The organism is Thiomicrolovo immobilis (assembly GCF_039645955.1).
Taxonomy (GTDB): domain Bacteria; phylum Campylobacterota; class Campylobacteria; order Campylobacterales; family Sulfurimonadaceae; genus Thiomicrolovo; species Thiomicrolovo diazotrophicus.
Genome location: NZ_CP147916.1, coordinates 2,486,432 through 2,506,229, shown reverse-complemented (window position 1 = coordinate 2,506,229; position 19,798 = coordinate 2,486,432). Strand labels below are relative to the sequence as shown.

At 57.1% G+C, this 19,798-nt stretch carries 23 protein-coding genes; 13 read left to right on the top strand and 10 right to left on the bottom strand.

What is annotated here, in order from left to right; genetic code table 11:
- Together WCX72_RS12960 and WCX72_RS12955 are read left to right on the top strand one after the other, a co-directional pair.
- Positions 1 to 453, top strand: coding sequence for a low molecular weight protein-tyrosine-phosphatase (locus WCX72_RS12960; RefSeq protein WP_345970167.1), 453 nt, complete (start codon positions 1 to 3; stop codon positions 451 to 453).
- 223 nt (positions 454 to 676) lie between these two features.
- Positions 677 to 835, top strand: a complete 159-nt coding sequence (locus WCX72_RS12955) for a hypothetical protein (RefSeq protein ID WP_345970166.1) — start codon at positions 677 to 679, stop codon at positions 833 to 835.
- Here WCX72_RS12955 and WCX72_RS12950 read toward each other — a convergent pair whose 3' ends face one another.
- The 3 genes from WCX72_RS12950 to purB all read right to left on the bottom strand — a co-directional run bounded on the left by WCX72_RS12950 (position 836) and on the right by purB (position 5,050).
- Positions 836 to 1,210, bottom strand: a complete 375-nt coding sequence (locus tag WCX72_RS12950; protein WP_345970165.1) for a hypothetical protein — start codon at positions 1,208 to 1,210, stop codon at positions 836 to 838. It abuts the gene before it with no gap.
- The gene (locus WCX72_RS12945) at positions 1,207 to 3,573 is read right to left on the bottom strand and encodes a ribonucleoside-diphosphate reductase subunit alpha (protein WP_345970164.1); all 2,367 of its coding nucleotides are present in this window, start codon (positions 3,571 to 3,573) and stop codon (positions 1,207 to 1,209) included. Before WCX72_RS12945 ends, WCX72_RS12950 begins: the two co-directional genes overlap by 4 nt.
- A gap of 145 nt (positions 3,574 to 3,718) precedes the next feature.
- Positions 3,719 to 5,050, bottom strand: a complete 1,332-nt coding sequence (purB, locus tag WCX72_RS12940) for an adenylosuccinate lyase (protein WP_345970163.1) — start codon at positions 5,048 to 5,050, stop codon at positions 3,719 to 3,721.
- 126 nt (positions 5,051 to 5,176) lie between these two features.
- Here purB and WCX72_RS12935 point away from each other — a divergent pair, with 126 nt between their 5' ends.
- Entirely contained in the window at positions 5,177 to 6,085 is a 909-nt protein-coding gene (locus WCX72_RS12935) for an RluA family pseudouridine synthase (protein WP_345970162.1), read from the top strand.
- A 22-nt stretch (positions 6,086 to 6,107) separates the two neighbouring features.
- Here the strand turns inward: WCX72_RS12935 and WCX72_RS12930 are convergent, their stop codons facing one another.
- Complete coding sequence (locus WCX72_RS12930; protein ID WP_345970161.1) at positions 6,108 to 7,829, bottom strand: lysophospholipid acyltransferase family protein; 1,722 nt, start codon at positions 7,827 to 7,829, stop codon at positions 6,108 to 6,110.
- A gap of 289 nt (positions 7,830 to 8,118) precedes the next feature.
- Positions 8,119 to 8,382, bottom strand: a complete 264-nt coding sequence (locus WCX72_RS12925) for a hypothetical protein (protein ID WP_345970160.1) — start codon at positions 8,380 to 8,382, stop codon at positions 8,119 to 8,121.
- A 282-nt stretch (positions 8,383 to 8,664) separates the two neighbouring features.
- Here WCX72_RS12925 and WCX72_RS12920 point away from each other — a divergent pair, with 282 nt between their 5' ends.
- Positions 8,665 to 9,045 carry a hypothetical protein gene (locus WCX72_RS12920; RefSeq protein WP_345970158.1) on the top strand — a complete coding sequence of 127 codons (381 nt, stop codon included), beginning with the start codon at positions 8,665 to 8,667 and terminating at the stop codon, positions 9,043 to 9,045.
- A gap of 10 nt (positions 9,046 to 9,055) precedes the next feature.
- Here the strand turns inward: WCX72_RS12920 and WCX72_RS12915 are convergent, their stop codons facing one another.
- From WCX72_RS12915 to hisF, 5 genes are read right to left on the bottom strand one after another with little or no spacing between them, the layout of a single operon-like run.
- Positions 9,056 to 9,154 (bottom strand): hypothetical protein, encoded by a 99-nt coding sequence (locus tag WCX72_RS12915; protein WP_231019505.1) that lies wholly within the window; start codon positions 9,152 to 9,154, stop codon positions 9,056 to 9,058.
- Positions 9,151 to 10,236 carry a 23S rRNA (adenine(2503)-C(2))-methyltransferase RlmN gene (gene rlmN, locus WCX72_RS12910; protein WP_345970157.1) on the bottom strand — a complete coding sequence of 362 codons (1,086 nt, stop codon included), beginning with the start codon at positions 10,234 to 10,236 and terminating at the stop codon, positions 9,151 to 9,153. The genes WCX72_RS12915 and rlmN overlap by 4 nt, the downstream gene beginning before the upstream one ends.
- A complete protein-coding gene (locus WCX72_RS12905; RefSeq protein ID WP_345970156.1) occupies positions 10,233 to 10,772 on the bottom strand; it encodes a purine-nucleoside phosphorylase in 540 nt (179 codons plus the stop codon). Before WCX72_RS12905 ends, rlmN begins: the two co-directional genes overlap by 4 nt.
- 14 nt (positions 10,773 to 10,786) lie before the next feature.
- Positions 10,787 to 11,041, bottom strand: a complete 255-nt coding sequence (locus tag WCX72_RS12900; protein ID WP_345970155.1) for a DUF2164 domain-containing protein — start codon at positions 11,039 to 11,041, stop codon at positions 10,787 to 10,789.
- Position 11,042: 1 nt separating this feature from the next.
- Positions 11,043 to 11,801, bottom strand: a complete 759-nt coding sequence (hisF, locus tag WCX72_RS12895) for an imidazole glycerol phosphate synthase subunit HisF (RefSeq protein ID WP_345970153.1) — start codon at positions 11,799 to 11,801, stop codon at positions 11,043 to 11,045.
- Between the two features lie 124 nt (positions 11,802 to 11,925).
- Here hisF and WCX72_RS12890 point away from each other — a divergent pair, with 124 nt between their 5' ends.
- From WCX72_RS12890 to cysN, 9 genes are all read left to right on the top strand, one after another.
- Positions 11,926 to 12,510 carry a TetR/AcrR family transcriptional regulator gene (locus WCX72_RS12890; RefSeq protein ID WP_345970151.1) on the top strand — a complete coding sequence of 195 codons (585 nt, stop codon included), beginning with the start codon at positions 11,926 to 11,928 and terminating at the stop codon, positions 12,508 to 12,510.
- Entirely contained in the window at positions 12,491 to 13,384 is an 894-nt protein-coding gene (locus WCX72_RS12885; RefSeq protein ID WP_345970149.1) for a hydrogenase, read from the top strand. The genes WCX72_RS12890 and WCX72_RS12885 overlap by 20 nt, the downstream gene beginning before the upstream one ends.
- Positions 13,374 to 14,675, top strand: a complete 1,302-nt coding sequence (locus WCX72_RS12880; RefSeq protein WP_345970147.1) for a nickel-dependent hydrogenase large subunit — start codon at positions 13,374 to 13,376, stop codon at positions 14,673 to 14,675. The genes WCX72_RS12885 and WCX72_RS12880 overlap by 11 nt, the downstream gene beginning before the upstream one ends.
- Before the next feature lie 370 nt (positions 14,676 to 15,045).
- Positions 15,046 to 15,489: a DUF4395 family protein gene (locus tag WCX72_RS12875; protein ID WP_345970145.1), complete on the top strand. Its 444-nt coding sequence runs from the start codon at positions 15,046 to 15,048 to the stop codon at positions 15,487 to 15,489.
- Between the two features lie 51 nt (positions 15,490 to 15,540).
- The gene (gene cysK / locus WCX72_RS12870; protein WP_345970143.1) at positions 15,541 to 16,476 is read left to right on the top strand and encodes a cysteine synthase A; all 936 of its coding nucleotides are present in this window, start codon (positions 15,541 to 15,543) and stop codon (positions 16,474 to 16,476) included.
- 56 nt (positions 16,477 to 16,532) lie between these two features.
- Positions 16,533 to 16,763, top strand: a complete 231-nt coding sequence (locus WCX72_RS12865; protein WP_231019493.1) for a DUF2061 domain-containing protein — start codon at positions 16,533 to 16,535, stop codon at positions 16,761 to 16,763.
- Between the two features lie 8 nt (positions 16,764 to 16,771).
- A complete protein-coding gene (locus WCX72_RS12860) occupies positions 16,772 to 17,476 on the top strand; it encodes a phosphoadenylyl-sulfate reductase (protein WP_345970141.1) in 705 nt (234 codons plus the stop codon).
- A gap of 3 nt (positions 17,477 to 17,479) precedes the next feature.
- Positions 17,480 to 18,391 (top strand): sulfate adenylyltransferase subunit CysD, encoded by a 912-nt coding sequence (cysD, locus tag WCX72_RS12855; RefSeq protein WP_345970139.1) that lies wholly within the window; start codon positions 17,480 to 17,482, stop codon positions 18,389 to 18,391.
- Positions 18,391 to 19,797, top strand: a complete 1,407-nt coding sequence (cysN, locus tag WCX72_RS12850; RefSeq protein WP_345970137.1) for a sulfate adenylyltransferase subunit CysN — start codon at positions 18,391 to 18,393, stop codon at positions 19,795 to 19,797. Before cysD ends, cysN begins: the two co-directional genes overlap by 1 nt.
- Position 19,798 lies beyond the last annotated feature (1 nt).

Here is a 19,798-nt window from a genome sequence, read left to right as displayed (position 1 = left end):
GTGCGTTCGATCCTGTTTGTCTGTCTCGGTAACATCTGCCGCTCTCCGCTGGCCGAGGCGATCCTGCGCTCGCAGGCGGAAGCAAAGGGCATGGCACTGCGGATCGATTCCGCGGGCACGGGTTCCTGGCATATCGGCGAACCCCCCTGCGACCACTCGGTCCGGGTGGCGAAAGCGCATGGCTTGGATATCGGTGCTTTTCGCGCTCGCCAGGTGTGTCCGGGCGATGCGGACGCTTTTGACGTTATCGTCGCTCTGGATGCGAAGAACGTCGCCGATCTCAAACGCATGGGGATGGCTAACGTTTACAAACTGGGCGATTTCGGTTACGGCGGTGAAGACGTGCCGGACCCCTATTTCTTTCCCGGCTTCGAAGGGTTCGAAAAAGTCTTTACGATGATCGAAACCTGCTGCACGACCCTTATGACCCGTCTTGCAACAGGATTAGAGTGAAACCGAACAGTAACTAATTGTTACACATTATCTTTTTATTACCTTATCCGTTATACCATTAAGATTCGGCTGAAAAAAATGCTCCCACAATTCGACACTGTTTTGACGTCTCAAATGGTATGAAGCTGTTTACCGCCGGAGATGTGCCGTGTTGTGAACCTGACAGGGACACTCGATAACCCTCATTGACATGTCACGTACTGCAAAGAGAGGAGAGACGAAAATGACGCATGTCTATCTGAACGCCAACGTCATCAAGGATGCACTCAAAGCCCGTGAGATCACCGAGCGCGAGGCCAAGGAAATGACCAGCAGACTCAAGGGCTGCGAAGTCAAACGGAGCCGGGAAGGGCGCCGTCATAATGAGAAGGTGATCTCCTGATCACCCGCTGAAGGGCGCCTCTGCGTATTTCAAAGAGGCGCCGATAACATACAGGGGAGCGCTTTTGAGCGCTTCCAGACCCGCATAACGGCCCACGGCCAATCCCCACTGCCCATCTTCAAACACTACTGTGATACCTTCATCCGTATCGATAAAGTCCAGCTGTTTGTCGTCGACGAGCCTAGCGTCGTTCATACCGCTCATTTCAAAGCTGATATCGATCCAGTCATAACCGCGGTGTTTGTCCTGAACGGAGAGGGTGAGGGTGGCGGTTGTAGGGCCGTTCAAGGCGAGGGAGCGCAGCATCGCCCCTTCGCCGTTCACGATGCGCTCCAGCAGTTGCGAGGCGGCTGAAGCTGTCGAGAGTGGTTTCACTGACAGCCCACGCATTCCATGGAGCGGTCTTCGACGTCGTTCGTCGCTTCCGGCGACTGTGAACGCAGATAGTAGGTCGACTTGATCCCCAGGCGCCAGGCGAGCATGTAGATCTCGTTGAGGTACTTCCCGCTGGCTTTGTCGAGGGTAATGAAGATGTTGAGGCTCTGCCCCTGGTCGATCCACTTCTGGCGAATAGAGGCCGCTTTGACGAGGATCGTCTGGTCGAGGTCATACGCCGGCGTGTAGAAGGACCAGGTATCCGGACTCAGATTCGGGGCGCAGACCGGGATGAGGCCGGAGAGGTTCTCTTCGTACCATTTGCGTTTGTAGACCGGCTCGATCGTCTGCGTCGTACCTGTGAGGATGGAGATGGAGGAAGTGGGAGCGATCGCCATCAGGTAACCGTTGCGCATCCCCTGTGTTTTGACCGTTTCGCGCAGGCTCTCCCAGTCGTAGGCGGAGGCAAAGAGCCCGCCGCGGTCGACGAGGTTGAGGACTTCGGCGTTGGCGTGGTCCATCGGCAGGATGCCGCGGCTCCATTTGGAACCTTCGAACTCGGGGTAGCTTCCCTTTTCGACAGAGAGGTTAGATGACGCCTTGATGGCGTTATAGCTGACAGCTTCCATCACCTCGTCGATCTTGTCGAAGTGCTCCTGGCTGCCCCAGCTCACTCCCGCTTCGGCGAGCATTTGCGCTTCGCCCATAACGCCCAGGCCGATGGAACGGCTGCGTGCGTTAGTGCGTTTGACCTTCTCCAGCGGGTAGAAGTTGAGGTCGATAACGTTATCGAGTGCGCGTACGGCGATCGGGACGATGCGGTCGATGTCCTCTTTGGTGTTGACGCGGGAGAGGTTGACGGAGGCAAGGTTACACACCGCCGTCGCGCCGTCGACCTTCTCTTTTTCGACAATATAGATCTGCTGTCCGCCGATGCTGTCGAGGGCGGTGACCTTCTTGGCCGGTTTCTCGATCCCGCTGTCGACTTTGACAAGCTCCTCCTCTTCGTAGGTGAGGCACTCACCGTTTTCAAACTTGAGTTTGATCAGGTAGTGGTTCGGCTGGGTGTTCTGGAAGATCTCCGTACAGAGGTTCGAGCTGCGGATGATGCCGTAGTGATCGTTCGGGTTAGCTTTGTTAGCGTTGTCCTTGAAGCAGAGGAAGGGGCTACCGGTTTCGAAGTAACTTGTGAGGATCCGTTTCCAGAGGTCCTTTGCCTTGTGGCGCTCTTTGAGGACACTCTCATTCTGTTCGAGCTCAAGATAACGCTTTTCAAACGCTTCGCCGTGGACTTCGGAGAGCTCTTTGCATTCAAGGGGATCAAAGGTCGTCCAGATGCCGTCCTCCTGGACACGCTTCATAAAGAGGTCGTTGATCCAGAGCGCGGGGAAGAGGTCGTGGGCGCGGCGGCGCTCCTCGCCGGAGTTTTTCTTCAGATCGAGGAAATCGATAATATCCATGTGCCATGGTTCCAGGTAGACGGCAATGGCCCCTTTGCGGGTGCCGAGCTGGTCGACGGCGATGGCGATGTCGTTGGTGATCTTCAAAAACGGTACGGTACCGCCGGCGGCATTCTTGTGGCCGTCGATATACGAACCCATAGAGCGGACCTGGGTCCAGTCCCAGCCGATCCCGCCGCCGAATTTGGAGAGCAGGGCCATCTCTTTGTAACTGTCGAAGATCCCTTCAATGTTATCCGGTGTCGAACCGATATAACAGGAGCTGAGCTGGTGGCGAGTCGTCCGCGCGTTAGAGAGGGTAGGCGTCGCCATCATGACTTCGAACTTGGAGATCATGTCATAGAACTTTTTCGCCCACTCCTGCGGGTTCTCCTCGTTCTGTGCGAGGAACATCGAGACAGCCATGAACATATGCTGCGGCAGCTCGATCGGGTCGCCGCTGCGGTCTTTGATCAGGTAGCGGTCGTAGAGGGTGCGGATACCGAGGTAGGTGAACTGCAGGTCGCGGTCGGGGTCGATATAGGCATCGAGGTCGTCGAGGTCGTACTTGTTACGCAGGCCTAACAGGATGCGACCCTCTTTTTCCCCTTTTTCAAAATACTTTTCCAGTTTGCAGTAACCGGTAAAACCGTTCACACGGTGGTAAAGGTCGAACAGAAACAGGCGTGCGGCGACAAACGTCCAGTTTGGTGCGTCGATATCGATCTTGTCGACAGCGGTTTTGATCAGGGTCTCCTGAATCTCCCGGGACGTGGTACCGTCACGGAACTGGATCTGCGCATCGACTTCGAGTTCGCTCTGGCTCACGTTGGTGAGCCCGGTGACAGCTGCGGAAGTATACTTCTGGATTTTTGTAATATCGAGCGGTTCTCTGCGTCCGTTTCGTTTGATGATCGTGACCATTATTTGCCTTTACAGAAAGTTCGTAGTATGAATGCAAAATAGAAAAGAGGTGAAGGCTCTTCCTACACTGTTTTAGTTGTTTTCCTTATCGACTCCCTTTGAAAAAGAGGCAGGAAGATAAGGAAATTATATTCGAATTAGATTGTTATTTGCTAAAGACCCTTGCAAAAATTTTATCCACGTTTTTCGTATAGTAATCGTAGTTAAAACATTCGCGAATTTGTCCCTCGTCCAGACTCGCTCTGAGCTCTTCGTCGCCGAGCAGGTACTGCAGATAGAGGCTCTCGCCCTTTTCGTTCAGCGCCGGTCTGCCCTGCTGAAGTCCTTCCCACACCTTCATGGCGTTGCGCTGGACGATGCGGTAGGCATCTTCGCGGCTCACGCCCTGTTTGGGAAGCTCGAGCAGAACGCGCTGGGAGAAGACGAGGCCGCCCGTGAGGTTGAGGTTCTTCATCATGTTCTCCGGATAAACGACCATGTTAGCGATGACGTTATTCATGCGGTGGAGCATGAAGTCCGAGGTGATGAAGGCGTCCGGCAGCCAGAAGCGCTCGGTGGAGCTGTGGGAGATGTCGCGTTCGTGCCACAGCGAGACGTTCTCCATCGCCGGGATGGAGTAGGCGCGGATCATGCGTGCCAGACCGGTGATGTTCTCCGTGAGAATAGGGTTGCGCTTGTGTGGCATGGCAGAGGAGCCTTTCTGCCCTTTGGCGAAGAACTCTTCGACTTCGTAGACTTCCGTGCGCTGCCAGTGGCGTACCTGGACGGCGAACTTCTCGATGCTGCTCGCCATCAGGGCGAGGGAGGTCGCCAGGCGTGCATAGCGGTCGCGCTGGATGACCTGGTTGGACGCGGGGGCCGGTTGAAGGCCGAGCTCTTCGCAGGTGTACTCTTCAAGCTCCAGCGGGGCGTGGGCGAAGTTGCCCATCGCGCCGGAGACCTGACCGACGGAGATGACCTCCATGGTCTCCTCCAGGTTCTTGAGATGGCGGTGCATCTCGTCGTACCAGACGGCCAGTACGAGACCGAAGGTGATCGGTTCGCCGTGGATGCCGTGGGAGCGTCCGACCATCAGGGTCATCTTGTGCTCTTCCGCGCGTTTCTTGATGGATTCCATAAGCATTTTGACATCTTCGATGATCAGGGCAAGGGAGTCTTTCATCTGCAGGGCAACGGCCGTGTCGATCGTATCGGAGGAGGTCATGCCGTAGTGGAACCAGCGGCTCTCGTCGCCGAGTGTCTCCGAAACGGAGGTCGTGAAGGCGATCAGGTCGTGGCGCGTCACCTTCTCGATCTCATCGATACGCTCGACGTCGAAGCCGGCGTTCTCTACAATTTTTTTCGCATCATCATCGGGGATGAGCCCCAGTCTGTTCCAGGCTTTGACAACCGCTTTTTCGACATCGAGCCAGGCCTGATATTTTGCCTGCATCGTCCATTTGGATGCCATCTCTTCTCTGGCATAGCGTTCTACCATTCTCGCTCCTCGTTGCTGCGGTTTTTATTAGCGGGATTCGACGGAAAAGACACATCGTTCCTATGCTAAAATGCCGCTTTTATATAAAGTAGATAATAGCCAAGCGTCACTAATAAAGGGTTTAATTTGCCGTTCGTTCTCAAAGATTTCGTTGCCCCAAAACGCATGAAGGCTTTCCTCTTTTTGATACGCGAACTCGGCTTCACCCAGCGCGATGCACAACGCTATATCTCCAAGGGCCGTATCTTTATCGACGGTGAGTTGATGCGCGATCCCGGCGGCGACGTCGAGGGTTTGTTTCAGTGTGTTATGTTTGAGCCGGTCTCGCGCGGTCTTGACCCTGTGTTTCAAACGAGATGGTTTGCGCTGTTTGACAAACCGAGCGGTGTGCTTGTGCATCCGCAGAACCGTCATACTCCCTACAGTATGGTGGATGAAATACGCCACCGCTTCGGACCGCATGCAAACATTACACACCGCATCGATCAGGAGACGAGCGGACTGTTATTGTCCGCGAAGGATAAAGAGAGCGAACGTACTCTAAAACTGATGTTTGAAAACCGTGAGATGGACAAACGCTATCTGGCCTTTGTCCATGGCAAGATGGACGCAGACGTGACGATAGACGCTCCGCTGATTCGACAGCCGGACGACTCCGCCCTGGTGAGGATGATCGTCAAGGTTCATGTAGAGGGCAAGCCGTCGCGGACGGATATCAAGGTTCTGCACTATTTTCCCGAGCACGATATGACCCTTGTCGAAGCGAAACCGCTGACAGGAAGGCAGCATCAGATACGCGTCCATTTGTTTCACGTGAAACATCCGATCGTCGGCGACCCCATCTATGGACAGGATGAAGAGGATGTTATCCGCTTTCTGGACAAGGGAATCAGTGACGAGGAGCGTATTGCAAAGAGCGGCGCGAAACGGTTGTTGCTGCATGCCAACAGATTGGCGTTTACCTTCGAAGGTGTGCGTTACGATCTGGTTTCCCGGACGGACTTTATCAGTGAGGCGTTTGAGGCGATGGGGTGAGTGAATGTTTCACGTGAAACATTCACTCCGTATCGATGTAGCGCTTGCGTTTGCTCTCTTTGATCTTTGTGACGTCGACCAGGATATAGCTGTCGATACAGTTGTTGAACTCGGCATCGATCCCGAAATCCATAAAGGTGATTCCTCCCTCATCGCATAGCTCCGCATACTGTTTATAGAGCGTCGGTACGGTGACGTTGAAGGCTCTCAGATACTCTTTGAGACGGCGGAAGTCCTCGGCATAGTCGTCGCCGCAGAAGCGCGCCTTTTCATCCTCCAGTGCAAGGGCAGAGAGCCGGTAGGGGGTACGTGCGGTCACCAGGTCGTCCTGGCTGCCGAAGTAGTGCCCGTAGAAGTGGACCAGCGCCTCTTTGGCGGCAGAGGGGTAGCTTCCGCTGATGCTGACGGGACCAATCATGTACCTGATATGGGGATGGTGCTTCAGGTAGGCGCCGATGCCCTGCCAGAGATAATCGAGCGCGCGGCTTCCCCAGTATTTGGGCTGGATGAAACTGCGTCCGAGTTCGATGGCATTCTCCAGGTAGGGTTCGAACCCCTCGCCGAGGCTGCAGAGCTCATTGAGATAGAGGGCGTCCTTGCTGCCCCAGGAGAGCACCCATTCGCAGTCAGCAATGCGGTAGGCACCGACGACCTCCAGCGCGTCGTCGTCCCAGAGCACGAGGTGGCGGTAGTACTCGTCGTAGCGGTCGAGGTCGCGCTTTCGGCCACTCCCTTCGCCGACTTTACGGAAACTGTATTCGCGCAGGCGGCCGACTTCATTGAGGAGGGTCGGCGCTTCTTCGAAATCGGCGAGATAGATCTGCTTGTTGTCCGAGGTCGAACCGATATGCTGGGCCCGCTTGAGCTCCTCTTTGATCAGGTGGCGCGGTTCGGGGTGGGCGATGCACTGTTGGGTCGGGTAGAGCGGTTTACGCCCCTTGGAGACTCTGTAAAGGTGCTTGCGCATCATCTTCGCGTGGCGTTTGTAACTCAGCGGCATATCGTTGATCGTATCGATGCCGATCATTTCGCCTACGGTGAACTCGACGACGCTGTTTCGGGCGGAGAACATCTCCTTGGCGAGCAGCATGGTTGCCAGCGGTCGGTAGAGCCAGGAGGCGCCGTAGAAAAGCATGGAATTGCGCGCTTTGATATGAATGGGTAGGATGGGACTCTGGGTCCGTTTGGCGAACTTCATGAAACCGCTTTTCCATTTGCTGTCGACGATCCCGTTGAGATAGGCGCGTGAGACTTCGCCCGCAGGGAAAAAGATGACGGCCTCTTCGTTGCGCAGCGCCTCGTCGACCTTCTTCATGCTCTCCTTGGTCAGGCGGCCGTTAAATGTGTCGACGGCGATCAGGAGGTCGCTGATCTGGTCAAAAGCGGCCAGCACCTTGTTGGCGATGATCTTTACCTTTTTGTCGTGGCGGATGCTGCTGACCATTTTGATCAATGTAAAGGCATCCATGGCACCCATGGGGTGGTTGGCGACGATGATCACTTTTCCGATGGCCGGAATGTTCTGGACCTGGTGGTGGTCCGTTTTATATGAAATATTCAGATGCTCCAGCGCCGTGTCGATGAATGCAAGGTTTTTCACTTTGCGGTGGTCGGTGAGAAAGTGGTTGATCTTCTCTTCTTGTAGCAGCAGTCTCAAAAATGAGAGGGCCGGCTTCCTGACTGCTGTCGGGTAGTGGAAGAAACGCGGGTACTCTTGATGCAGTGTGCCTTCGATATTCAGCATGGTATGCTCCGTGGCGGCATCTCCGCTGCACTGATGCGCTGCAGCGGAGATGCCGGATTTTTATGGAAAGCAGTATAGGTTGCCGAAATTACACGGCCATTACATTTTCGCTACAGTGCTGTTACATGTAAAAGAGGTGCAAAAAATAAGTATAATAAAATCAAATATAAGAATGTGATGTTGTTTGAAGTTATTCACAGCTTTGAACAATAGGTGAATAAAGTAACAAAAAAGGGCGTTTTAAAAGGGATGTGAAGAGAAAAAAAGGGATGTGCAAGGGAGACGAGCATTAGCTGCTCAGTCTTTTCCCTTCCCAGTACTCGGTGAGTTCGCGGCGGACCCGGGCAAGGATCTCTTCGCGAGACTCATTATTGTCGAAGGCGAGCATTTTCGCCAGCTCAGAAGCTGAACGGCGTTCCGTATAGGTGCGCTCGATATAGTTGATCGCATTCGGATTAAAACGGTTGGCAGCTTCCATCGCTACTCTTTTGTTGAATGCAATAGTATCTGGGTAAGCATTGTTGATAAGAACGAGATATCCAATTGCTTTCATAGTACTACTTTCCGGCGGGAATTCTACAATACAGCCACAGACGGTAAAACATGTTGGGGGGAACCGTCGTCATACAGTCTGTCAAGAAACATGAAAATCGATGAATTTCATGATTTCTTATACTGCTGCATGTATTGTAAGTGCAATAGTAACAAAAAGGGAGGAAAAAATCTAGGGTTTTTTAAATTTTTTTTCGCTAGGCACTTTGTCAGATGTACCCCCTCTTTTTCTGAGATAGGCTATAATTGCTTAGCAAAAAAAAACAGAATGAGGGTGTTTAATATGCATAAAATCGTCAGTATAGGCCTTGTGACGGTTGTCGGGTCGGTTTTGACACTTTCGGCACGGGGGGACACGGTTCACTGCAGTGTGCTCGATGACGGTGTCGAAAAGATTCAGTGTACATTCGTAACACCCCGCAAAGATTGGGAACGCGAGGTTGTTTTCTATTGGCATTCGGACATGTTTCCGCAGGATGACAGAGAGCACACCATGGCGCTGCCGACCCGAAACGGTTCGGTCTATGACTACCGATACCTTCGCGGACGGGCGCAGGGAGTGTGGACGGTGACGGTGACGCTGACGGAAGAGGACGGGAGCGAGCGCGAAGTCTCGCGCCGTTTTTCACTGGAGGGTGGGACGGTCGACGAACTCGCCCATTAAGCGAGCCGCGTCACTTTTTTTCGTTCTTGACGACCCAGACGATCCCGCCGAGGCCGACGAGGACGACGCCGATCAAAAAAACGATCTGTACGATATCCAATCCTGTCATGCTTTTTCCTTCTCTTCGTTTGTTTTCTCTTTGAGCTGCCCGCAGGCGGCGCTGATGTCGATCCCCTTCGAATCACGGATGGTGCAGAGCTGCCCGTGGTCGATCAGATACTGCTGGAACTTCACCATGTCTTCGCGTTCGGGGCGCTGGTAGTCGCTGCCCGGGTAGGGGTTGAAGTAGATCAGGTTGACCTTCGCCTTGATGCCGTGCAGCAGTTTGATCAGTTTCTTCGCCGAGGCGATGTCGTCGTTTTTCCCTTTGATGACGAGGTATTCGAACATGACGCGTTTGCGGGTGTCGATGGGGAATCGGCGCACGGCATCCATGATGGAGGCGATATTGTACGCCTTGTTCATCGGGATAAGCTCTGTGCGCAGTTCGTCGTCGACGGCATGGAGGCTGATGGCGATGTGCACACCAAGGTCCATCTGCCCCAGTTTGTCGATGCGGGTGCTGATGCCGCTCGTGGAGACCGTCTGGCGCTTGCCCGAGATGGAGAGACCGTCCTCGTCCTTGAGGATGCGGATCGCCTTGGCGAGGTTGTCGAGGTTGTCCAGCGGTTCCCCCATGCCCATATAGACGATATTGACCCGGCGGTTCGCCGCATGGTCGTTGTCTTTCTTGACGGAGAGAACCTGGGCGACGATCTCGCCGGGGGTGAGGTCGCGGGTGAAGCCCCCCTTGGCCGTCAGGCAGAAACTGCAGCCGACTTTGCAGCCTACCTGGGTGGAGACGCAGACCGTGTGTTTGGCCTCCTGGGCGACGGAGCCGTCTTCGTTGTACTGTGTCTCTTTCATCTTCAGCCAGACGGTTTCGACCGTTTTGCCGTCAGGGAGTTCGAAGAGGTACTTGATCGTGCCGTCGGCCGCCTCCTCCTTGCGCAGGATTTTAAGCGGGTTGAGAATGTAGCGCTCGTTCAGCTCTTCACGCAGGCTTTTGGGAATGTTGGCCATCTCGTCGAAACTGTCAACGAAGCTGTGGTAGATCCAGCCGTAGATCTGCTTGGCGCGGAACGCGGGCTTGACGGCCTGGGCAAGCTCCTCTTTGGTGAGGTCCATGATCGTCGGTTTGGGTGTGTTCATGCCGTCAACTCCTTGATGCGTCGCTTGACATGCTCGCCCAGCAGCGCCTTGGCTCTGTCGTGGTTGGCGACAAAATCGGCGTGGGCATCTTGGTTGCAGTAGTTGGTGACGCAGAAGACGCCGCCCGCGGGGATACCGAACTCCTGCGCGACGCGCAGGACGGCGAAGAACTCCATGTTCTCGATGCCGACACCGAAGCGCAGAAAGCCTTTGGCAAGCTCCGCGTCCGTCGTGATGTAGTTGCTGGAGTTGACGATGATCTCTTTGGTCCCCTCCGTATTGGTCGAGACGACATTGTCGATGGGGGTATAGGCCTTGTTCTGCAAAAAGGCGAGCTCGATGTTCGCAGCCGTTTTCGATTCGACGATGTCGAAGATCGCATTCTCCCCGTAGCTGCCGGCCGTGCCGACAAAAAGCAGGAACTCCGGTTTGTCGAAGAGGCAGAGGCGGGTGATGTTCATGGTCGTCTCGATCAGCCCGACGCCCATCGGGGTCGCGAAGTCGAAGGTCTCGTTATTGCCGGCACAGATGATCATCGCGATTGCATTCCTTATGAATGTGAATTTTTTTCAAGGGTGTAGCCGACATCGTCGGCGATCGTATCGATCCGAACCCGCATCTCATCCAGACCGTCGTTCAAACCCTTGTTATAAAAATAAACCCCTATCTCTTCGGTAAAAAAGTCCAAGAGGAATTCCGCGTCGAAGCCGCCGATCTCCTGGTCGAGCTCTTTGGCAACATAGGTTTTGATCTTTTCGACCAGGATCGCCTTCTCTTCGGGCGAAAATACGACGATATCGGACATCTCAGAGCCGGACCGGGATGTTGTTGTCGCGGAGATAGTGTTTGAGCTCCATGATGTCGATCTCTTTGAAGTGGAAGATACTGGCCGCCAGTGCCGCGTCGGCACCGTGCTCGAACGCCTCTTTGATGTGGCCCATCGTGCCCGCCCCGCCGCTGGCGATGACCGGGACGTTGACGAGCGAGCTGATCTGCTCGGTGATGGGGATGTCGAAACCGGCCTTGGTGCCGTCGGTATCCATGGAGGTGAGCAGGATCTCCCCCGCACCCCGGTCGACGGCCTCTTTGGCCCATTCGACGGCGTCGATACCCGTATCAATCCGCCCGCCGTTGAGGTAGACGTGATAGCGGTCGCCCGTCTTTTTCACGTCGATGGCGACGACGATGCACTGCGCCCCGAACCGTTTCGCTCCCTCGTTGATGAGGTCGGGGCGTTTGACCGCCGCGGAGTTGACGCTCACCTTGTCACAGCCGACATTGAGCAGTTTGTAGATGTCGTCGAGTTTGCGGATCCCCCCGCCGACGGTCAGCGGGATGAAGACCTCTTTGGCGACCTGTTCGACGATATGGACGATCGTATCGCGTTCTTCGTGCGACGCGGTAATGTCGAGAAAGGTCAGTTCGTCCGCACCCTCCTCGTTGTAGCGTTTGGCGATCTCCACCGGGTCGCCCGCATCTTTGAGTCCGACGAAGTTGACCCCTTTGACGACGCGGCCGTCCTTGACGTCGAGACAGGGGATGATACGTTTGGCGAAATAATCCATGGGTTCGCTTTCATAAAAGGTATCAAATTATAAGGTAATGCATCTTAATGTGAATGGCTATTCGCTATTTGTGCTACCATTAGAGGAACGATTAATATTATTTAAAGAGGGTGACGTGGCGCGTGTGAGCAAAGAAGAACGTAAAGAGAACATCATTTCGACGGCATTGAAGCTGTTTGCGGAGAAGGGTTTTTATGTCACGACCATTCCCGATATCGCGGCGAAGGTCGGCATGAGCGTCGGGAACTTTTACAACTACTTCAGCTCGAAGGATATTCTCGCCAAAGAACTCATCCTCTATATTTCCGAATACCTCGGCAAGCATATCCGCGAGATCAACGAAGGTCCGGGCAGCGCAAAGGATAAGATCAGCGCGATCGTTACCTTCTATTTCACGATGGCGACCGAACGCCCGGAGATGATCGAGTATTTCCTCCGGATCTACCTCTCCAACCGCGAGGTGTTCGGAGAGTCGTGCGAAGGGATGGTCTGCGTCTCGCCTTTTATTACGGAGATGATGATCTTCTTTGATGACGGTGTTGCCGGGGGCGAACTCCGCGACCAGGATTTTTTCAGCGCCTTCGGCCTCTTTATGGGGTACCTCGGGGGGATGGTCTTTCTCTTCGGCGAGAAGATACTGCCCGAACCGCTGAGCAGCTACGAGGCCTCCATCGCGGAGAATATCTACCGTGCGCTCAAGACTGTTTAAACCGACGCTGATCTGGCTTCAGGGCGTCACCTGCAACGGCAACACCCACTCCTTTTTAAACCTTCCCTATCTGCCGCAGCTGCTGGCGCGTTTTGAGATCCTCTACCATCCGCTGCTCCCCTGTTCCCAGAGCCTGGAGGAGATTGCGCGCTGCAGACGCGGATGTGACGTCCTTGTCTTCGAAGGTGCCTTCGATCCGATGATGGAACGCGCCGGCGTGACGCTGGAGCGGCTGGTGGCGTATTATGCCGAGGAAGCCGGTCACGTCATCGCGGCGGGTAGCTGCGCCAGCTTCGGCGGTATCTTCAAAGCGGCGGCGCCGGAACGCAACAGCGGCCTGGCCTACGCCGGGGAGCACCCCGACGGCCCCCTGCTCGGAAAAGCCGGCAAGGTGATCAATCTCTCCGGCTGCCCCGTGCACCCTGAATGGCTCGGATTCGCCCTGATGAACATCGCGGAGGGGCGTCCTATTTCCGTCGACGCCCTGGGAAGGCCGACGGCGCTCTACCGCCACATGGCGCATGACGGCTGCCTCCGTAACGAATACTTCGAGTGGAAGGTGGATGCGGAGCAGTTCGGGCGGAAGGAGGGGTGCCTCTTCTATGAACACGGCTGCCGCGGGCCGTTGACCCATGCCTCGTGCAACCGGACGCTCTGGAACGGCGTCAGTTCGAAAATGCGCGTCGGCACGCCCTGTTTCGGCTGTACCGAGCCCGATTTCCCGCGCCGCAACCTTTTTGAAACGAAGACGAACATGTCGATTCCCGAAGAGGTGCCGGTCGGCGTCTCCAAGCGCGCCTACCTGACGATGACCGGCATCGCCAAAAGCTTCAAAATCAAACGGCTGGAGGAGCGGCTTACCGATGATGACTAAGGCACTGATTGAACACATCGAGGGGGAGGCGTTGCTCTATTTCGACACCCGCGGGGAGAAGATCACCTGGGCGGAGATCGCCTTCCCGCATTTCAGGGGGATGGAGCGCATGCTCGAGGGGCGCAAGGCGACCGATGCCCTGGTGATCACGCCGCGGGTCTGCGGCATCTGCGGGCACGCTCACCTGATGGCGACCGTCCGGGCGATCGAGGCGGCATACGCGCAGGCGGGCTATCCGGTCGAGCTGACGCGAAAGGCGCGGAGCATCCGGGAGCTGACGCTGGTACTCGAGATGATCCAGAACCATTTCAAATGGCTCTACCTCGTCATCCTGCCCGAACTGGAAAAATTGGGTGTCGGAGGTATCTCTCCGGCCCCGCTCAAGGGCGCCTACGCCGCAGCGCAGGCGACGAAGATCCTTGCGCTCTTCGCCGGGCAGTGGCCCCACAGCTCCTACATGATCCCCGGCGGTGTCACCTGCGACCCGACACACCTGGAGCGGATCCAGGCGGCGGGGCTTCTGGACGAGCTGATCGGTTTTTTCGAAAAGGAGACGGCGGGCGTAGGGCTGGATGCGCTGCTCTCCTTTGCCTCCTGCCGGGAATTCAACCCGCTGCAGAGCGATCTCGGGCGTCTGGAAAAGGGGCTGATCGCGACGGAGATGCATAAAAAGGGGATGGCATACGACCGGTTTGTCGTTCTGGGAGAACACGGCTTTACGGTGCGGGCACGGCTGAAACATACCCGTCCGATGAAAGCTGATCCCTCCCAGGTATCGACGGAACCGGCAGTCTGCCGGGATGAGACGAGTCATGCCCGCAATGTCCGCTACGGGAAGCACTTTTATGAAGTCGGGCCGCTCGCCCGGTCGATCTCGGCCGATACCGCCCTGATCAAAAACATGCACCGACGCTACAAGGACAGCGTGTACACACGGGTGATGGCCAGGGCGTACGAGACGGCCGTGCTGCTGCAGCATGCGAAAACGCTGTTGGCGGAACTGGAGCTCTCCGAACCCTCCTATGTCCCGCCGGCGCCCCTTGAACGCATCAGCGCCGAAGGGGAGGGGATCGTCGAGGCCCCGCGCGGACCGCTGATGCATCGCATGCGTCTGGAGCGGGGGATCGTCGCCGAATACGGGATTATTACGCCGACGCAGTGGAACCTCGGCAGTTCCGTGATGTCCGATCCCGCCCCGGCGCAAAAAGCGATGGTCGGTGCCGCCGATATCGCCGAGGCGACGTTCATTTTCCGCAGTTTTGACGTCTGTTCGGTGTGCACGACGCACTGACCCCCGGACGGCACTATAAAATAATCCATACATATTTATATTATAAAAAATAAATATACAATCTCCATTTCCGCATATTTCATCTTCTGATACATAAGTAACCATAGTAGAATACTAATGTATGAAATCAAGAAAAATATATTGCCGTTCAATCCCTTCCGGCAGGGCTTTTAGCGGTTTTAGCTCCCGGAACAGAATCCCAAAAAAATAAAAGCTCTTGACACTGAATGAATATTCATTTATAGTTTTTCCATTCCAAACGGCTACCAAGATTCCGACGTCTTTACCGGCGTCCGTTTCACGGCGGCAAGCCGAAAAACAATAGGCAGCAGGGCGGCGAATCTCTCCCGGCTGCAGAAAGGAGATTGGAATGAAAGTCAATACACCACCCGGTTACGGCAGCGATGCCAACCAGACCCGGCTGCGGGCAGCTATCGTCGCGCTGGCGGCGACCATGTACCTGCAAACGGACAGTACCGTCTGGCTTCTGCTGCTGGCACTGGATTATTTCGTGCTGCTCAATGCGACGCCATGGATCAGCCCGCTGGCGCTGAGCGCGCGCGCCGCAACGTACATGATACGGTTCGGGGAGCGCAGGGCCGACGCGGCGGAAAAGCGTTTTGCCGACCAGATCAAGTTCGGCGTGACACTGGGGACGCTGGGCACGGACCTGGCGGGATACACGAACATCGCCGGACTGTTTGCCGGCGCGTTTGCGATCTGGACGGCGGCCGAAGCAGTGGATGACAGCTGTATGGGGTGTGCCCTCTACCGCTGGTTGAAACGGCATGAGATCGAGGTCGTGGCGCTGTAGGCCCGAACAGGTGCGAAGGTACCGCATTTATCCGTATTTCAAGGAGACGGCATGCATTACGCAACCAATGTAACAGAACTGATCGGCAATACGCCGCTGGTGAAGCTGAACAACGCTTCGGACGAAACGGAAACGACGCTGCTGGGCAAGTGTGAATTCATGAACCCCTCCGGATCGGTCAAGGACCGGATCGGGAAGAATATGATCATGCGGGCGCTGGAGAGCGGGCTTTTGAACAAACAGAGCGTGATCATCGAGCCGACCAGCGGCAATACGGGGATCGCGCTCGCATCGATCGCGGCGGGGCTGGGACTGAAGCTGATCCTGACGATGCCGAGCTCCATGAGCATCGAGCGCCGGAAGCTGCTCTTGGCACTCGGGGCCGAACTCGAGCTGACCGACCCCGCCGCGGGGATGGCCGGCGCGGTGGTGCGGGCCAACGAGCTTGCGGCCACGATCGAGAACGGGGTGGTGCTGCAGCAGTTTGAGAACCCGGCCAACCCGGTCGCGCATATGGTGACGACGGCGGAGGAGATCTGGCGGGATACGGCCGGGAAGATCGATATCTTCGTCGCCGCTGTCGGCACCGGGGGCACAATCACCGGGGTGGGGTCGATCCTCAAGGCGTACAACCCGAACATCGAGATCATTGCGGTGGAGCCCGAAGACTCGGCGGTCCTCTCCGGCGGCAAGCCCGGGCCGCACAAAATCCAGGGAATCGGGGCGGGCTTCGTGCCCAAGGTACTCGATCCCTGGGCCTACGGCGAGGTGTTGACCGTCGGAAACGACGAGGCAATGGCTTCGGCGCGGAAGCTCGCTCGGGACGAGGGGCTGCTCGTCGGCATCTCTTCGGGCGCAAACGTGCTCGCCGCCCGCAGAGTGGCGGCCCGGCGGGAGAACCGGGGGAAGATGATCGTGACGATGCTGTGCGATACCGGCGAGCGGTATCTGTCGACGCCGCTGTACGACATCGAAGCAGCCGAGTAGCGGCGAAAACAACAAGAGGGCCGGTCGCACGGCTCCATGAAAAGTGTGGTGACATTATGCAAGAAAAAGCCTATCGGAGTGCGGTGAAAACCCTCTCCTGGCGCGCCGTCGGCACCCTGGACACGATGGTGATCTCGTTCCTGATTACGGGTAGCCTGGCGATGGCCGCCTCGATCGGTTCAATCGAGGTCTTTACGAAAATGGTCCTGTACTACCTGCACGAGCGGGCCTGGACGAGGATCGGCATCGGTCTGCACCGGCCGACCGGCGACGACTATCAGATTTAGGAGAGGTGATGAAAGAGAACATTGAAACATTAAACCGCCGTCTGGCGGGGAAAACCGCCAATGAGGTGCTGGCGTATTTCGCACAGCAGTACGGCGGACGGATCGCACTGGCTTCGAGCTTCGGCGCGGAGGATCAGGTGCTGACGCATCTGCTGCAGCCGCACCGGGAGCGCGTTAGGGTTTTTACGATCGACACGGGCAGGCTGCCTTATGAGACCTACGACGTGATGGACAGAACAAACCAAAAGTACGGGATGAACATCGACGTCTATTTCCCCGATCCCTCGGACGTGGAGGCGCTCTACAAAGCGCAGGGGATCAACGGCTTTTACGACAGCGTCGAAAACCGCAGGCGCTGCTGCCATGCCCGGAAGATTGCACCGCTGAAGCGCGCGCTTCGGGGCGTGGAGGTCTGGATCACGGGGCTCCGGCGGGAGCAGTCCCCGACCCGCGAATCGATGCGCCTGGTCGAGCACGATGAGGCCAACGGCCTGCTGAAGCTCAACCCGCTCATCGAGTGGAGCGAGGCGGAGGTGTGGGAGCATCTCCACGCCAACGGCGTGCCCTACAACCGGCTGCACGACCACGGGTACCCGAGTATCGGCTGTGCGCCGTGTACCCGGGCCGTCGTCCCGGGCGACGATATCCGCTCGGGGCGCTGGTGGTGGGAATCGCCCGAACACAAAGAGTGCGGACTGCACCGAAAGGAGTAAACAATGATCGACAGACAACGTCGCACCCATCTGAGGAAACTGGAGGCGGAGGCGATCCACATCATGCGCGAAGTCGCCGCCGAGTTCGATAACCCGGCCATGCTCTACAGCATCGGGAAGGACTCCTCCGTGATGCTGCACCTGGCGCTCAAGGCGTTTTACCCCGCCAAGCTGCCTTTCCCGCTGCTGCATGTGGATACGACCTGGAAGTTCAGGGAGATGATCGCGTTCCGCGACAGCCGGATCGACGCGCTGGGGCTGGAGCTGCTGGTTCACGTTAACGAAGAGGGCGTCGCCCGCGGTATCGGCCCTTTTACCCACGGGAGCACGGTGCACACGGACGTGATGAAGACCGAAGGGCTGAAGCAGGCGCTTAAGAAGTACGGGTTCGATGCCGTCTTCGGCGGCGCGCGACGCGACGAGGAGAAGAGCCGCGCCAAGGAGCGGATCTACTCTTTCCGTGACGCGAACCACCGCTGGGACCCGAAAAACCAGCGCCCCGAGCTGTGGAACGTCTACAACGGTAGCATCCGTCGGGGCGAGAGCATTCGGGTCTTCCCGCTGTCGAACTGGACGGAGCTGGACATCTGGCAGTACATCTACCTCGAACAGATCCCGATCGTCCCGCTCTATTTTGCGCAGGAGCGCCCCGTCGTGGAGCGCGACGGCGTGACAATCATGGTCGACGACGACCGGATGCCGCTGCAGGAGGGGGAAGAACCCCGCCTGGAGAGCGTGCGGTTCCGTACGCTCGGCTGCTACCCGCTGACCGGCGCGGTCGCTTCGACGGCGACGACGCTGCCGGAGATCATTCAGGAGATGCTGCTGGCGAAGACCAGCGAACGCCAGGGGCGGGTGATCGACAGCGATCAGACCGGTTCCATGGAGAAGAAGAAAATGGAAGGATATTTCTGATGGAAGCACAAGAGAGACTGATAGCCTCGGACATCGAGCGCTACCTGCATGAACACGAAAACAAGGAGCTGCTCCGGTTCATCACCTGCGGCAGCGTCGATGACGGGAAAAGCACCCTCATCGGCCGCCTGTTGCACGATACGAAGATGATCTTCGAAGACCAGCTGGCGGCGATCACGAAGGAGAGCCGCAAATCCGGGACGACGGGTGAGCGGGTAGACCTCGCCCTGCTCGTCGACGGCCTGCAGAGCGAACGCGAGCAGGGGATTACCATCGACGTCGCGTACCGCTATTTTGCCACCGACAAGCGCAAGTTCATCATTGCGGACACCCCGGGGCACGAGCAGTACACGCGGAACATGGCGACGGGCGCGTCGACCGCCGACCTGGCGATCATCCTGATCGACGCCCGTTACGGCATCCAGACGCAGACGCGGCGCCATTCATTCATTGTACGGCTGCTGGGGATCACCCGGGTGATCGTCGCGGTGAACAAGATGGACCTCGTCGATTTCTCCGAGGGGCGTTTCGAAGCGATCCGGCAGGAGTACATGGCGTTCGCGGCGGGCCTGGATATCGCAGAGGTGTCGGTGATCCCGCTCTCGGCGCTGGAGGGGGACAACGTCGTGGAACGCTCGGCGCGTCTGCCGTGGTACGAGGGCGCGACGCTGCTCGAACTGCTTGAGACGGCCGAACTGGACAGGCAGGTCGACGGGGCGCCTTTCCGTTTCCCCGTGCAGTACGTCAACCGGCCAAACGCCGACTTCCGCGGCTTTGCCGGGACCGTGGCCTCCGGCGCGATCCGCAAGGGCGACGCCGTGAAGGTCGTGCCGTCGGGGAAACGGTCGCGGGTGCGTTCGATCGTCACCTTTGACGGCGAACTGGCGGTTGCGGAGGCGGACAATGCCGTGACGCTGACCCTCGAAGACGAGATCGACATCAGCCGCGGCGACATCCTCGTCGACGGCGATGCCGAGATCGCGCTTGCCGGGAAACTTATTGCGGAGCTGGTCTGGATGGACGAGACGCCGCTCGAGATCGGCAGAACCTATACGCTCAAGCGCGCGGCGACAACGGTGGCTGCGAAGGTGGAGGCGATCGATTACCGCTACGACGTCAATACCCTCACGCAGCACGAGGCGGCGGAACTCGGGCTCAACGGTATCGCGCGGGTGCGGCTCCTCCTGGGGGCCCCGATTGCGTGCGACCCGTACGAAGCGAACCGCTACACGGGCAGCTTCATTTTGATCGACCGCGTCAGCAACAATACGTCGGGGGCCGGCATGATCGTTGCGGCGGCGGAAGAGAATACGCTGCCGGAGACGGCGGCCGCATCGTTCGAGGCGGAACTCAACGCCCTGATACGCAGACACTTCCCGCACTGGGAAGCCAAAGCGATTGCATAGG

Bases quoted from the DNA above. Each gene is read 5' to 3' on its own strand.
- WCX72_RS12955 (WP_345970166.1), top strand. From the start codon at position 677: ATGACGCATGTCTATCTGAACGCCAACGTCATCAAGGATGCACTCAAA.
- WCX72_RS12945 (WP_345970164.1), bottom strand. From the start codon at position 3,573: ATGGTCACGATCATCAAACGAAACGGACGCAGAGAACCGCTCGATATT.
- purB (WP_345970163.1), bottom strand. From the start codon at position 5,050: ATGGTAGAACGCTATGCCAGAGAAGAGATGGCATCCAAATGGACGATG.
- WCX72_RS12930 (WP_345970161.1), bottom strand. From the start codon at position 7,829: ATGCTGAATATCGAAGGCACACTGCATCAAGAGTACCCGCGTTTCTTC.
- WCX72_RS12925 (WP_345970160.1), bottom strand. From the start codon at position 8,382: ATGAAAGCAATTGGATATCTCGTTCTTATCAACAATGCTTACCCAGAT.
- WCX72_RS12920 (WP_345970158.1), top strand. From the start codon at position 8,665: ATGCATAAAATCGTCAGTATAGGCCTTGTGACGGTTGTCGGGTCGGTT.
- WCX72_RS12915 (WP_231019505.1), bottom strand. From the start codon at position 9,154: ATGACAGGATTGGATATCGTACAGATCGTTTTTTTGATCGGCGTCGTC.
- rlmN (WP_345970157.1), bottom strand. From the start codon at position 10,236: ATGAACACACCCAAACCGACGATCATGGACCTCACCAAAGAGGAGCTT.
- WCX72_RS12905 (WP_345970156.1), bottom strand. From the start codon at position 10,772: ATGATCATCTGTGCCGGCAATAACGAGACCTTCGACTTCGCGACCCCG.
- WCX72_RS12900 (WP_345970155.1), bottom strand. From the start codon at position 11,041: ATGTCCGATATCGTCGTATTTTCGCCCGAAGAGAAGGCGATCCTGGTC.
- hisF (WP_345970153.1), bottom strand. From the start codon at position 11,801: ATGGATTATTTCGCCAAACGTATCATCCCCTGTCTCGACGTCAAGGAC.
- WCX72_RS12880 (WP_345970147.1), top strand. From the start codon at position 13,374: ATGATGACTAAGGCACTGATTGAACACATCGAGGGGGAGGCGTTGCTC.
- WCX72_RS12875 (WP_345970145.1), top strand. From the start codon at position 15,046: ATGAAAGTCAATACACCACCCGGTTACGGCAGCGATGCCAACCAGACC.
- cysK (WP_345970143.1), top strand. From the start codon at position 15,541: ATGCATTACGCAACCAATGTAACAGAACTGATCGGCAATACGCCGCTG.
- WCX72_RS12865 (WP_231019493.1), top strand. From the start codon at position 16,533: ATGCAAGAAAAAGCCTATCGGAGTGCGGTGAAAACCCTCTCCTGGCGC.
- WCX72_RS12860 (WP_345970141.1), top strand. From the start codon at position 16,772: ATGAAAGAGAACATTGAAACATTAAACCGCCGTCTGGCGGGGAAAACC.
- cysD (WP_345970139.1), top strand. From the start codon at position 17,480: ATGATCGACAGACAACGTCGCACCCATCTGAGGAAACTGGAGGCGGAG.
- cysN (WP_345970137.1), top strand. From the start codon at position 18,391: ATGGAAGCACAAGAGAGACTGATAGCCTCGGACATCGAGCGCTACCTG.